Below are 12641 nucleotides of genomic sequence, written 5' to 3'. Positions count from 1 at the left end.
TTCGCTGAATCGGACGATCGCGGCGGCAACGGTTTCCTGCATCGGCGCCGAAACGGTCTCCTCTCTGTATCCTCTCCGGTGAAGCGCGCCGCCTGAAGTGTCGAGGCTTATTACTGCCTTATCGTGCCGGATATGAAGGTTCAGCAGGATATCCGGATTCCTGACCGACACATCCGGACGCTGACCGGTTTTTTCTTTGAAATAGTCGGCAACCGCATCTTTAAGGCGGAGGGCAGCGTACTTTGAATGCGAAATCGCACTGTCGGAAACATTCCCCGATACGGCAAAGGTATTACCTTCCGCAAAAAAATCTTCCCACTCGATCTGTTTGGCCTTCTGATACAGCGTATCGGTATCATGACAAGCGTATGACATTAACGGCGCAAGGCACCGTGAAAGAAGCCTGGTCAAATAATTAATTCGATACAGGGTTGATTTGTCCGCCCTGAAATGAATTCCGCTGAATTCCGGCCTGACATCTTCGGCGCCAAGTTCAGCTAATTCCTCTGCGCCGGCTTCTTTTAAACCATCGGCTACCATGGCAAAATAACGGCAATCCTCCTGATACTGATATGCCGCCGCTTTCCGCTTTTCTCTTCTACGACGTTTGACAAAATCTGCTGATACCATTTTTCACCACTTTCGTTTTAATCTGAGCCGTAAAGAACGGTCGAGATATTGCTTGATCATTTCAAACCTTTTGCAGTATTAAAAGAAAATTTTAACAGGTATTGATGTTGAATAAACCAAAAGGGAGAGTCCCGCAAAATGGATACGGATTATAAAAGCAGAACCCGGAAAAAAAATGAAGACCGAGCCCTGCAGCGCCTGGGCGAACAGTTGGTTGCCCTGCCGTTTGTCCGGCTTAAGACCATGGATCTGCCGGATGAGCTTCTGGCGGCCATCGAATTAGCATGTAAAATAAAGAGCCATGGCGCCCGGCGCAGGCAGATTCAGCACATCGGCGCCCTCATGCGGCATATCGACCCCCAACCCGTCAAAAACGCCCTCGAGCGCATCCGCGCGGGAAACTCACGGGAATAACCCGGTGCCCGCCGGAAAAGCGCAATTTCATTTAATCAATATCTCCCGCATAAATTATGATTTCTTTTTGTGATTTTGAAAGTTTTTTAATTTTTTGTTCCATCTTTAATGCCGACGATTTGCTCCCTGTTTTTTTTTGAAACACCAGCTCAAGGGGGCCCCTGCCACGAAGATATTTCGCTCCTTGTTTTCCCATTTCCCGATGTTCTTCAAAACGCCGGGGAACATCATTTGATATGCCTGTATAAAGTGAACCATCTTTGCATCTGATCATGTATAAATACCACTCAGCTCTCTCCGCTTCCAACAGGGCCATCCATAGTTTTAAAGCTTTCCTGACTTTTTGATCTAAAAAGGAAAAAATACGTTGAACAGTATTGCGGGAATGAGAACGTGTGTGGCCTGCCACCTTTGTAACCTCAAACCTTAACCGGTCATGAAATTCGTAATATTTGCCGTATAAAGATGCGTTTTTTAACAGACGATTACCTCCCCTGCAATGGAAACCGTTGCTTTCCAGCCGGGCCCTTCTTGATAAAAGCCCTTCAACACACTGGGAATCGGAATAAATATGGAGTTTCCCTGGCCCGGAGATGGTTGATCCAACACAATATTCTTCCAAGGCCCACAAAACTGTTTGGACCTCAAGTTTTGTAGAAGAAGTGTTTTCAAATCTTCTTAACACCGGAATTTCGTTCAGTTCCGATATTTTGATCAGGTTTGATGGGGTTTTAATAAACGATTCCGGAACGACAAGATAACCGCCCACGCCAATTTTGAGCTCAGGGTTCAGACTTACATCGGTAAAGAGAGAATAATTGTTCATTTCATAATTTTTCTATCTTATGATAAAAATCAGAAGCAGTAAAGCGCCCGGCCGGTCAAATGCTTACAGCGTAGCGGGCATTTAGGACATCCTGTTAATATCGTCAAAAAAAGGCGCTGCCCCACAGACTATCCTTGCAATACGTTTATTTCGACAGCCTTTACAGCATCAGCGGCAGAACTCGTTATACCGCCTGTATAGCCTGAACCTTCGCCTATCGGATACAAATTTTTGATATTTACTGATTCAAATTTTTCATTGCGCTTAATCCGTACGGGAGATGAGGTTCTTGTTTCCGCACCTAACAATATCGCATTATTTGAAACAAATAATGGAACCTCCTCTTTCCATTTATTAAACGCGGCCGACAGCTCCTCTACCACAAATCCCGGGAAAATGTCTTTCATATCAGCAGAAACAGCCCCCATCTTATACGAGTTTTTATTTAAGCAAGCAGAGCTGCTCTCACCTAAAAAATCCATCAGATTCTGCGCGGGGACTTCCCATCTTCCTCCTCCTGCGTTAAAAGCCTTTCGCTCAATATCCCTTTGAAACTCTAACCCAGCCAATGGACTATTTGATTTATAATCATCCGCATGACAACTTACAACCAGCGCTGCATTTGAAAATGGTGATGACCTGCGTGAGTAGCTCATCCCGTTTAAAACCAGCATGCCTTGATCAGATGAAGCATTAATTACCTCACCTCCAGGGCACATGCAGAATGTATAAACCCCCCTTTGAATTTTTCGATCAGTATAATTCAAAGAATAGGCGGCAGCCCCTAAGCCGGGAAAATCCTTATATTTATCGCCATATCGCATAAGATTAACAGTTTCAACAGGATGCTCAATTCTCACACCGACAGAAATCAGCCTCTGCTCAATAGCAACCCCTTTTTCATGCATCATCTCAAAGGTATCGCGCGCGGAATGTCCCAGGGCAATATAGATACTTGAAGAAAGATATTCCTTTTCACCATTTATTATAATACCTGAGGCCTTACCCTCTGATATCAGGATGTCCGTCATTTTTGAGCCATAATATATCTCCCCGCCTCTCTCCAGGATATAGATCCTTATATTACGAACTATCGCGCACAACACATCGGTCCCCAAATGTGGCTTGCTGATGTACCCTATTTCTTCAGGCGCACCAAATTTAATAAAAGTCTGCAACACCCGGTTTACATAGCTCGAATTATTATTTCTCCTGGAAAACAGCTTCCCGTCCGAGTATGAACCGGCGCCTCCTTCACCAAATTGAATATTTGATTCAGGGTCCAGCTCCCTTTTTTTTATAAATCTTTGAACATCAACGGAGCGTTCTTCTATGTTTTTACCTCTTTCAAATATTAAAGGTTTAAGCCCGTAATCAATAAGTTCAAGAGCAGCAAACATGCCGGCCGGACCAAAACCTACTATGACAGGCCTGTCTTTAATGCTGGTTGTTTTCCTGTTTGCTTTTATTGGTTCGATGTAGACCGGGAAGTTTTGCTTGTTTTCAAAGCCATCAGGAGCCCTGACAACCAGTGAAATTTTGTAATAAAACTGTTCTTTACTGCGCGCATCAAGGGATTTACTCAGAATTTTAGCGATGAATATATCCCCTGCCCCGATTTCCAGCTGTTGGGCAGCGGCTTTTACGTATTCATCCATCCCGTCTTTTTCAATGGGAATTTGCAAATCGCTAAGTATTAGCTCCAAAGGAACACTCCTGTCTCTAACGCAAGCCTGATAATGATTACCGATCCGGGCTTAGCCGCCCAGGGCCGGGAAAAGCTGTTTGAGGCCGTTGGCAATGAACTCCACGCCCACCGCGGCCATGATCAGGCCCATGAGCCGGGTTACCACGTTGATGCCTGTTTTGCCAAGCAAACGGGCAATGGCTGGGGCCAGTCGGAACGAAAGAAAGGTCAGACATATCAGGAGCACTATGACACCGAGCAGATAAAGATAGTGTGTAACAGATGTATAGCGCTGGGCGTAGAGGATAACAGTGCTGATCGCCCCGGGCCCGGCCAGGAGCGGGGTGCCCAGGGGTACCACGGCCACGCTCTCGCGCTCGGCCAAGTCAAGCCCCTCCACTTCCGTTTGCTTGACATGGCTCATCTTGGCTTGCAGCATGGAGATGGACATGAGCAGGATCAGGATACCGCCGCCGACCCGGAAGGAACCCACCGATATCCCGAAAAAGCGAAGGATGGCGTCGCCGCTGAACAGGACAACAATGAGAATTATCCCCATGGAGATAGAAGCCATGAAGCTGTTTTTGTTGCGAACCCCTTTATTCTGATCCGCTGTCAGATTAATGAAGATCGGGATGGCCCCCACCGGGTTGACAATAGCCAGCAGGGCGGCAAAGAATTTGAGGTATTCGCTGATATTTCCTGTTTCCATATATAAAACCTTTTTTTAATCTTGGAATAACATCTCATCCACCTTTAAATGATTCTGTTCACAATATCAATATATTCCTATGGCGCGGCCCCCAAGGACCGGAAGAATTAAAATTTGAGCTTGACGCCGACACGCAGTGACACGCAGTGACACGCAGTGACACGCAGTGAAGCATCAGCGCTAACCATCAGCGCTAACCATCAGCGCTCAATTGGACAAAATGGGATGTTTTGCAAAGGTCTCGTAAATATTGCAGGAGTTTGGGTGCAAAATCAACTGAATTGTGAGAAAGTCCGCACGGGAAGCTTACGGAAATAACCTTATCGCCCGCCGGAAACGCGCAATTTCAAACGGAATGCAGGCCAGTGCCTTCAAAATCGGAAACAGGGTCGGCATCGGCCGGGGCTATTCATCCTTAGGAAAATGCAACTTCTGCCTGAAAGGAACGGGGAATTTATGCCCTGATTTCATGGCCACCGGCAGAGATGCTAACTAATCATTTTTCTGTGTATGGCAGGTAAAACAACCACCGGAACCACCACCCCCTGCGTTCATGGTGGTATAATCCCACCTGAGCAAATCAGGATAATTGCTGGCGTGAGCCTTGTGGCAGGAGAGGCAGGTTACGACATCGGTTCCTGGTGTTACAATATTGCTTATTGAATCAGGCACTGTGGTTCTTCCGACAGGCGCCTCAACGCTATAAGTTGTATATGCAGCATATTCGCCGCTTGATGGTAGAACGATATCGGTTGGATGCCTTGTGAAGGGCCCTGAGGTGCTCCCCCCTATCCCGCTTAACACATGAAAAGTGCTATGGCAGGTAGCGCAGAACCCGCTTATTGTGTTGTTAAGTGGAAGTATATGCATGTCCATCGGGCCGCTTGTGTCATGACAGTTAGTGCAACCGTATTCTGTGGGGCTGGTTGTACCAAAGTACTCGTTATGATTAGTAGCATTCAGGTTCTGATACTTATTCGCGCCCATGTTTTCAAAACCTTTGACTCCAAGCAAGAATCGATAGGATTTTGCTGTCGTAGTGCCATCGCACTGGCCGTCAGTATTCTGGTGGTGGGCGCCTTTTATTGCGGCTATGCCGGAAATGCCGCTGCCGTGCTGGCGCCAGCCGTGACAACCGCCGGTTCCCGCGCAAGTGAACTCTGCAGGTGTGGGGGAACCTCCAACGCCATGAGTATGTCCCGGCGCTAGTTCCAATGTGCCTTCAATATTTTCGAGATCTGCGTTAACATTATGACCCCTGTTGTCATCGACATCAATATACTTAAAGTTCCCCCCTGCCAAATCTGTACCGTTAGTATGATAAACCTGCGGTATCTCGCTTCCGCCTATGTTTTCAATATTATTGCCGGTGCCCATACCGTGGCAGCCAAGACATGTACTGCGAAGCAGGACAGGTTGTACCGTATCAGTTTTCCACGGTTTGCCGTCAGCGCCATATGTGGCCATCTCTGTCCCACCCTGGCTGTTGTGCATGGTGTGGCAGTTTACGCATGGACCGGTGACTTTGGCAGAAGATATTCCTGGTATTATCAGAGCAAAGAAAAGAAATGCGACCAAAATAGCTGGGATTGCGAATCTTTTTGATATTTTTTTCTCGAATCTATTGGGCAGCATATTATACCTCCACTTCGACTGTTGAAGGCAATCCTATGGTTAAATGCAAATCTTTTTCTATTTATTATCGATCTTTTTTGATTGCTTGTGTAGAGCTGAAAACATGAAGTCCATGTAAAGCTTTTTGCCGATTATTTGTAGCTAGATTACTACAGCAAGGGATGGGGTCAGCCCACAAGGCCGTTCTCAAGGGCAAATCGTATAAGATCTCCAGTGGTCTTGAGTTGCAGCTTTTCCAAAAGTCGGCCGCGATATGTGCTGGCCGTGCTGTCACCGATATTCATGCATTTCGCGCACTCACGAAGGGGCTTGCCGGAACCCAGGTGGCAGAGGAGATCAAACTCCCTGGGGGAAAGGATGTCGAGCCCCACTTTGGCCTGCTTATTCTGCCTCAAGCGGGCGGTCAGTTTTTCCATGATTTTAGGAGAGATCGGTATTTTCCCGACCTTCACATCCCGAATTGCTGCAATAAGTTCGCCCGGCGCCTCTTCCTTGAGCAAAAAACCGTGGGCTCCTGCTTCAAGGATTCTGATCGCAAACTGGATATTATCGTGAACGGTAAGTATGAGAATCTTTGTATTTGGCAGGAGCATCCTGATCCTCTCGGTAGCACCCATGCCATCCAGTTCAGGCATGGTGTAGTCCAGGACCACCACGTCAGGTTCAACCTTTTCGGCAAGGTTCACTGCATCAAGTCCATTATCTGCCTGGCCGACCACTGAAATGTCATCGGTCTCCTCCAAGATCCTGCACAGGCCCTCACGCACCATGTCGTGATCATCCGCCAGAAGGACTCTAATTTTTTCTTCCATTTACAACCTCCGATCTGCAAAAATTATATCGCCAATTTCTCAGGCGATAAAGGGATTTCTACATAAATCGTCGCGCCCTGTCCGGGGATCCCCCTGACAATGGTATGATGCAAAGTTCCCGGAGCATCGATTCGTGATTTTCTCGGCATGCAATTCAAATAACATATCCCCTGCATGAATCAAGTTAAATGGTTTGCTACGTTCCCTATATTCCCAGACATACCTGCCTGAGCTGTCAGCCCTGTTGTGTTTTTTTTCAGGTTCATACTTGAAAGGAAGAATGCTTTGTGACATGCTTACACCCTATCACCCTTATTCCTCAGGATCAACGAGGTTTTTTACTTTTTTTGATGGTGAATTAAGGTTGCAAAGAGCGGCCTTTAAAAATACGGGAGGAAAAAATGAACAGAAGAATAATAAGCTTGATTGTAGCCTTTCTGATGGGATTTTTTACGGTTAATGGATATGCGGAAGAAAAAACAAAAATACTAAGGATAGGCGTTCAACCCACCACTAAGCCGATTGTTATATTAGAGCGATATCAGCCTGTTGTAGATTATCTAAAAGAAGCAACTGGATTAAATATGGAACTTGCCATCTCAGGGAGTTACGAGGATTTTGCTTTTTTACAGAAAAGCGGCGGTTTGGATTTTGTCATACAAGATTCTTTCTCCGCTTATTTAATGAGCCGACACATATCACTTGTCCCAATAGCGAATGTAATATCCCCGGCAGGGAAATTGTATGATACCGGTTATTTTGTTGTCAGGGCAGACAGCGATATTAACGATCTGAACGACTTAAAGGGGAAGAAAATCATATTTGGAGCCAAGGCAGATGCCGCAAAGTTTCTCGCACCTTATATCCACTTGAAACAATCAGGAATTGATGCGAGAAAAGATTTATCATACGAATTTGGGGGCATGTGTCCTGATAATGCAATGGCAGTGTTCCTCAAAGAGTTTGATGCCGGTCTAGTTTGCGGGCTCTATATGGCGCAAAAAAACAAGAAATTCAATTTTCAAACCGATCTAAGAATTCTTGCTATAACAGGGGATTGGGCGCCCTACTGGATTGTTTCGGCCTTAAGTGATATTGATGAAGCAACAACAAATAAAGTGAAACAGGCATTGCTTGAGTTGAACAAAAATAATCCCAAAACAAATCAGGTATTGAGCATTTGTGGATGGAAGGGATTTGCAGAATATTCAGGTGAAATAAATAAGATCGGCGAGTTGGTTAAGAGGTATGCAGTACCAAATTAGAACATAGAGAAATTTAGCCAGGGACAAGACATGAAACTTTGGGTAAAATTGGCCCTATCGTTTGCGGTGATAATCGTCGTGATTTCCGCTACGATTGCTGTTTTTTCAATTCAGCATGAAATCAGAAATTTTGAAGAAGAGCTGAAAAAGCAGGGCGCTTTATTGGTAAATACCTTGGCCGATGAATCTAAGGATTCCTTTATTATAGATAAATTTGTTCGTGTCATGGATTATATCTATACGGTTTCGAAACAGGAATACGTTGTGTATGCTTTGGTTGCTGATATGCAGGGCAAGATAAGAGCTCATAGCGAGATGGACAAAATCGGCCGGATTATTCCAAATCCCCTCTTCCATGGTGCCCTCAAAAGCGAAGCATTCATCAAAGCTGTTCAATCTGATGAAGGGGAACACATATATGATATTGCTGTGCCCGTTATAATCAGAGGGGACATGGTCGGCACCGCTCAAATCGGTTATTCTATGAGAAGCATTCAAATTTCTACGGCAAGAGCGAAAAGACAGATCATTGTAATCACGATCATATGTATTGTTTTTGGGATACTCTTTGCTTTTATTTTGTCTCGAAGGCTGGTGAAGCCTATCATAAAACTGAAAGAAGGGGCTCATGCAATTGCAAAAGGCAATTTTGACATAACAATAGACGTTAAATCAAAAGACGAAATCGGAGAACTTTCCAAGGCTTTCAACAAGATGGCCATTGACTTGAAAACCTTTCGTGCCGACTTGAAAAGATCCAAGGATTATACGGACAGTATCCTGAAATCAATGGCCGAGATCTTAATAGTAGTAGACCATAAAAATAAAATAAAGGGGTTTAATGAAGCTGCTCTGAATTTACTGGGATATACGGAAGACGAATTAATAGAACAGCCCTTGGAAAAGGTATTGCCTGAGCGAGGTAAAGCAAAACTTGAGGAGTTGATTGATAAAAACGAAGCCATTAATTATGAAACATACTATGAGACCAAGACCGGCAAGAAAGTTCACGTTCTTCTCAGCGCCGCAGGAACCCCTGACATCGATGGCGTCTTAACGGATGTAATATTGACGGCCGCAGACATTACTAAGCAAAAGCGACTGCAAGACTCTCTCGTCAAATCACAGGAACAGCTACGCACTCTCTCATCAAACATTCTGGCGACTCAAGAACAGGAACGCAAAAAGATTTCCATGGGAATACACGATGATCTTGGCCAGATACTCACTGCTATTTTACTCGATATTGCGCAAGCAAGGAAGTCATTATCAACGAACGAATCAAAGACACAAGGCTTTCTTGATCGAATTCAGGTCGAAACCAAAAAAGTGCTTCAGCGAGCGAGAAGCATTTCAGCCGTCTTAAGGCCAGGGGTACTAGACCATCTGGGCCTTAAAGCTGCTGTCGAGTCCTTTCTTGACGACATAAGGGAACGTACAGGCATGGAGATTGTTGAAGAGATTGAAGTCGGCGATCAAAATATCTCCGAGCCCCTTACAATTGCCGTTTATCGGATATTGCAGGAGGCCGTGACCAACATAATCAAGTACTCAAAAGCCAATAAGGTAATCGTAATATTACAATCCGACAATAAAACCCTTGTACTGTGCATAACCGATGACGGAGTAGGGTTCGATCCTAAATCGCCGATCGTGAATAAGGGGATCGGGCTATTGGGAATAAAGGAAAGGACTGAATGGCTGGAAGGTACTTTCAGGGTTGAGTCCGCCCCCGGACAAGGCACGAAAATTTTCGTGGAAATTCCCCTGACCGAAAGATTAGGGGTCACCCATTAAAGGACCGGTCCAGCAGGCTTAATGCCAGCGCTTCGGCGACCTTAATTCCATCCACGGCCGAGGATAAGATCCCTCCCGCATAGCCCGCGCCTTCCCCTGTGGGATACAACCCTTTAGTGTTGATGCTTTGCAGGTCAGAGTCGTTGCGTTTGATGCGGACTGGCGATGAGGTGCGCGTTTCCACCGCGGTCAGCACGGCATCAGCCAGATCAAAGCCTTTAATTTGTCTGGCAAAGGCGGGCAGGGCCTCGCGGATGGCATTGATGGCGTAATCCGGCAAGGCGGTGCTAAGATCGCATAAGTGGACGCCGGGGGTATAGGAGGGCTGCACCGAGCCGAACGCGGTGGAAGGTCTGCCGGCCAGGAAATCGCCCACCAGCTGCACCGGCGCATGATAGTTTCCGCCGCCCAGCTCAAAGGCCCGTGACTCCCAAAATCGTTGAAACTCCACGCCTGCCAGCGGGCCATCAGGGTAGTCAGCCGGAGAAACACCCACAACGATACCGCTGTTGGCGTTACGATCTTTGCGCGAATATTGGCTCATGCCATTGGTCACGACCCGCCCTGGTTCGGAAGCGGCAGCAACCACGGTGCCTCCCGGGCACATGCAGAAGCTGTACACCGACCGGCCATTGCCGGCATGATGGACCAGTTTGTAGTCGGCGGCGCCGAGCAGCGGGTTGTCGGCGTTTTTTCCATGGCGGCTGAGGTCAATAAGCGATTGGGGGTGCTCAATTCGAAAGCCTATGGAAAAAGGCTTTGCCTCCATGAAGATGCCGCGCTTGTGGATCATCTCAAAGGTGTCGCGAGCGCTGTGGCCGATAGCCACAATAAGATGGCTGGCGACAATGCGTTCACCGCTTGCCAGCACGACACAGCTCACCTGGCCATCCTCGATCTGAATATCATCCACCCGGCTCTGGAATCGAATCTCTCCCCCCAACGATTGGATCGTGGCGCGCATTTTTTCGACTATTCCGACCAGTCGGTATGTCCCGATGTGTGGTTTGCTGACATACAGAATTTCCGGCGGCGCCCCGGCTGTAACAAATTCTTCCAGCACTTTTCTGCCATAATGTTTGGGATCTTTGATCTGAGTGTGCAGCTTGCCATCGGAAAATGTCCCGGCCCCGCCTTCTCCGAACTGCACATTTGATTCCGGATCGAGGATTCCTTTGCGCCACAGACCAAAGGTGTCCCTGGTGCGTTCCCGCACAGCCTTGCCACGCTCCAGAATCAGCGGGCGAAATCCAGACTGGGCAAGGATCAGCCCGGCAAAGAGGCCGGAGGGTCCCATGCCAACAATAACAGGCCGCGTGGGGAGCGCCTTCTTGGGAGCGCGGGCAACAAAATGGTAGGAGGTGTCAGGCGCGGGCCTGAGGTGAAGGTCGTCCTCGAATCGCGATAGAACATTGGTCTCATGCGCTACCTCAATATCAAGCGTATAGATAAACACAATGGCGTGTGATTTTCGAGCATCAATGCCGCGACGAAAAATAGTGTAACTGATGAGGTCGTTTGCTTGCAGACCAAGCTGTTTGATGATTGCCGCCCTGAGGTCAGCTTCACTATGGTCGAGGGGGAGTTTAAGTTCTGTCAGTCTCAGCATGGCATGAATCAAGTTAAGTGACCAACGCTGAAATGGTTTTGTGGCGCCTGGACTGTTGGCGGCGTTGGCGAATGAGTTGTTCCCTTTTGCAGATCGGATAGATTCCGTAGCCCAGGGTTTTTACGTTCACGGCAGGAATTTTTTGCTTTGTCCATGGCACCTGCCGCCTCTTTTCGTGTCGGAAACATCTCTTGAGCCTGGCCCGTTTAGAAATTTATTATAGACAATATCGAGGACTGTCAACACCAAAACTTGATCCATCTGACATTTATGGGTTAACCTCCCAAACATAAGTATTTTTAGCTCTTAAAACGCTATTTTCAATTGCAACCATCGGCGTCGATCTCCGGCAAATTTTAGCAAAAATTCTTTACAAAAATACCCTTTTAAGGCCTTATATGATGCTACATTTAAATCGTTTGTTCACAATATCAACAGGCTTTTATGGCCCGACCCCCAGGGTGTTTTTTCAAACCGGTCTGTTTTTTCTTCGTATGTTATGCAATTGCATTGCCGTTATGAATGCTGTCAGCTTGCGAGTGTCGTCAGATGCCATTTTGGTGAATCTAATTCCGATAAACCCGTTTTTTTCGCTATGATAAAAGTTAACTCTATTTATTTCTGCTTTAGCTGTCACTGCAGTTTTCATTACCTTCTCTTCTTTATCATTATTTTCGGATAATTCCATCTTGATTGTTATTTTTTTTTCTTTTTCCCAATCCAACAGAGAAGCCCCCTTTCCTTTTTTCTGCACGATTATCCCGGCTCCTGTCAGCGAAATATTGTCAAATAGAAAACATTCTTCTCCTGAGTGGTGTTCGTCATTGATACTTCCTTCGATTCCGAATTGATAATTGGGTTGCATCCGAAATGCTTCCCGAAGAGTGGTTTTTTCCAGAGGCGGAGTGTATTTGACTTGGAGAGCAGCTACTTTTTCGCCACCTTGAAGTTCATAATTTTCTATAATCTTTTCAATTTCGACCCTTACTCCGAATCTGGCATTTAACTCAATTTCAGAATTTACCAGAGTCGTTAAAAATATTTTTTGCTTCTTCCTGTCATGAGTTATCATCGGCTCTCCTGAAGAGACAATGATCTCTTGCTTACTGTGATCACAATCATAAATCACAGCATTTCTTGCGGTACAGCTCAGGAAGTTTTGTTCAATCATCAACACAACTTGTGTACCAGGCTTAAAAATATTTTTAATTTGATCGTTTTTTTCAGGAGCCATAACTTCTTATTTAACCTACT

14 protein-coding genes are annotated in these 12641 nt (G+C 46.2%); 4 read left to right on the top strand and 10 right to left on the bottom strand.

Features of this window, described 5'->3' with window-relative positions; genetic code table 11:
* Window positions 1-630, bottom strand: a 630-nt coding sequence (locus VMW78_02575; protein HUV49895.1) for a THUMP domain-containing protein, incomplete at its 3' end; no start/stop codon positions are given.
* Window positions 631-768: 138 nt separating this feature from the next.
* Here VMW78_02575 and yjgA point away from each other — a divergent pair.
* The gene (gene yjgA, locus VMW78_02570; GenBank protein ID HUV49894.1) at window positions 769-1044 is read left to right on the top strand and encodes a ribosome biogenesis factor YjgA; all 276 of its coding nucleotides are present in this window, start codon (window positions 769-771) and stop codon (window positions 1042-1044) included.
* Window positions 1045-1075: 31 nt separating this feature from the next.
* On the opposite strand, the gene VMW78_02565 is transcribed toward yjgA, so the two are convergent.
* From VMW78_02565 to VMW78_02555, 3 genes are all read right to left on the bottom strand, one after another.
* Entirely contained in the window at window positions 1076-1870 is a 795-nt protein-coding gene (locus tag VMW78_02565) for a GIY-YIG nuclease family protein (protein HUV49893.1), read from the bottom strand.
* A gap of 128 nt (window positions 1871-1998) precedes the next feature.
* Window positions 1999-3576: a dehydrogenase gene (locus VMW78_02560; protein HUV49892.1), complete on the bottom strand. Its 1578-nt coding sequence runs from the start codon at window positions 3574-3576 to the stop codon at window positions 1999-2001.
* A gap of 51 nt (window positions 3577-3627) precedes the next feature.
* Window positions 3628-4269, bottom strand: a complete 642-nt coding sequence (locus VMW78_02555) for a YchE family NAAT transporter (protein HUV49891.1) — start codon at window positions 4267-4269, stop codon at window positions 3628-3630.
* Between the two features lie 355 nt (window positions 4270-4624).
* Between VMW78_02555 and VMW78_02550 the strand changes: the two genes are divergently transcribed.
* Window positions 4625-4765: an alcohol dehydrogenase catalytic domain-containing protein gene (locus VMW78_02550; GenBank protein HUV49890.1), complete on the top strand. Its 141-nt coding sequence runs from the start codon at window positions 4625-4627 to the stop codon at window positions 4763-4765.
* Here VMW78_02550 and VMW78_02545 read toward each other — a convergent pair.
* From VMW78_02545 to VMW78_02535, 3 genes are all read right to left on the bottom strand, one after another.
* Window positions 4762-5904 carry a cytochrome c3 family protein gene (locus VMW78_02545; GenBank protein ID HUV49889.1) on the bottom strand — a complete coding sequence of 381 codons (1143 nt, stop codon included), beginning with the start codon at window positions 5902-5904 and terminating at the stop codon, window positions 4762-4764. The two genes, VMW78_02550 and VMW78_02545, sit on opposite strands and share 4 nt — an antisense overlap.
* A 167-nt stretch (window positions 5905-6071) precedes the next feature.
* Window positions 6072-6716 (bottom strand): response regulator transcription factor, encoded by a 645-nt coding sequence (locus VMW78_02540; GenBank protein HUV49888.1) that lies wholly within the window; start codon window positions 6714-6716, stop codon window positions 6072-6074.
* Between the two features lie 39 nt (window positions 6717-6755).
* On the bottom strand, window positions 6756-7010 hold the full coding sequence (locus tag VMW78_02535) for a hypothetical protein (protein ID HUV49887.1): 255 nt from the start codon (window positions 7008-7010) through the stop codon (window positions 6756-6758).
* Between the two features lie 107 nt (window positions 7011-7117).
* Here VMW78_02535 and VMW78_02530 point away from each other — a divergent pair, with 107 nt between their 5' ends.
* Window positions 7118-7981: a phosphate/phosphite/phosphonate ABC transporter substrate-binding protein gene (locus tag VMW78_02530; protein HUV49886.1), complete on the top strand. Its 864-nt coding sequence runs from the start codon at window positions 7118-7120 to the stop codon at window positions 7979-7981.
* A gap of 30 nt (window positions 7982-8011) precedes the next feature.
* On the top strand, window positions 8012-9778 hold the full coding sequence (locus tag VMW78_02525) for a HAMP domain-containing protein (GenBank protein ID HUV49885.1): 1767 nt from the start codon (window positions 8012-8014) through the stop codon (window positions 9776-9778).
* On the opposite strand, the gene VMW78_02520 is transcribed toward VMW78_02525, so the two are convergent.
* From VMW78_02520 to VMW78_02510, 3 genes are all read right to left on the bottom strand, one after another.
* Window positions 9768-11387: an NAD(P)/FAD-dependent oxidoreductase gene (locus VMW78_02520; GenBank protein ID HUV49884.1), complete on the bottom strand. Its 1620-nt coding sequence runs from the start codon at window positions 11385-11387 to the stop codon at window positions 9768-9770. The genes VMW78_02525 and VMW78_02520 overlap by 11 nt on opposite strands.
* 8 nt (window positions 11388-11395) lie before the next feature.
* Window positions 11396-11575, bottom strand: coding sequence for a hypothetical protein (locus VMW78_02515; protein HUV49883.1), 180 nt, complete (start codon window positions 11573-11575; stop codon window positions 11396-11398).
* Window positions 11576-11856: 281 nt separating this feature from the next.
* Entirely contained in the window at window positions 11857-12621 is a 765-nt protein-coding gene (locus VMW78_02510) for a hypothetical protein (GenBank protein HUV49882.1), read from the bottom strand.
* Between the last annotated feature and the right edge of the window lie 20 nt (window positions 12622-12641).

The organism is Anaerolineae bacterium (assembly GCA_035529315.1).
In the GTDB taxonomy this organism is placed as follows: domain Bacteria; phylum Desulfobacterota; class Desulfobacteria; order Desulfobacterales; family ETH-SRB1; genus Desulfaltia.
Note: the sequence above shows the minus strand (reverse complement) of the source record. Positions and strands in the feature narration are given on the sequence as shown.

What these genes read in the sequence shown, in the direction of transcription:
- VMW78_02565 (HUV49893.1), bottom strand. Translation starts at nt 1,870, where the DNA reads ATGAACAATTATTCTCTCTTTACCGATGTAAGTCTGAACCCTGAGCTC.
- VMW78_02535 (HUV49887.1), bottom strand. Translation starts at nt 7,010, where the DNA reads ATGTCACAAAGCATTCTTCCTTTCAAGTATGAACCTGAAAAAAAACAC.
- VMW78_02545 (HUV49889.1), bottom strand. Translation starts at nt 5,904, where the DNA reads ATGCTGCCCAATAGATTCGAGAAAAAAATATCAAAAAGATTCGCAATC.
- VMW78_02530 (HUV49886.1), top strand. Translation starts at nt 7,118, where the DNA reads ATGAACAGAAGAATAATAAGCTTGATTGTAGCCTTTCTGATGGGATTT.
- VMW78_02520 (HUV49884.1), bottom strand. Translation starts at nt 11,387, where the DNA reads ATGCTGAGACTGACAGAACTTAAACTCCCCCTCGACCATAGTGAAGCT.
- VMW78_02525 (HUV49885.1), top strand. Translation starts at nt 8,012, where the DNA reads ATGAAACTTTGGGTAAAATTGGCCCTATCGTTTGCGGTGATAATCGTC.
- VMW78_02540 (HUV49888.1), bottom strand. Translation starts at nt 6,716, where the DNA reads ATGGAAGAAAAAATTAGAGTCCTTCTGGCGGATGATCACGACATGGTG.
- VMW78_02510 (HUV49882.1), bottom strand. Translation starts at nt 12,621, where the DNA reads ATGGCTCCTGAAAAAAACGATCAAATTAAAAATATTTTTAAGCCTGGT.
- VMW78_02555 (HUV49891.1), bottom strand. Translation starts at nt 4,269, where the DNA reads ATGGAAACAGGAAATATCAGCGAATACCTCAAATTCTTTGCCGCCCTG.
- yjgA (HUV49894.1), top strand. Translation starts at nt 769, where the DNA reads ATGGATACGGATTATAAAAGCAGAACCCGGAAAAAAAATGAAGACCGA.
- VMW78_02550 (HUV49890.1), top strand. Translation starts at nt 4,625, where the DNA reads ATGCAGGCCAGTGCCTTCAAAATCGGAAACAGGGTCGGCATCGGCCGG.
- VMW78_02515 (HUV49883.1), bottom strand. Translation starts at nt 11,575, where the DNA reads ATGTTTCCGACACGAAAAGAGGCGGCAGGTGCCATGGACAAAGCAAAA.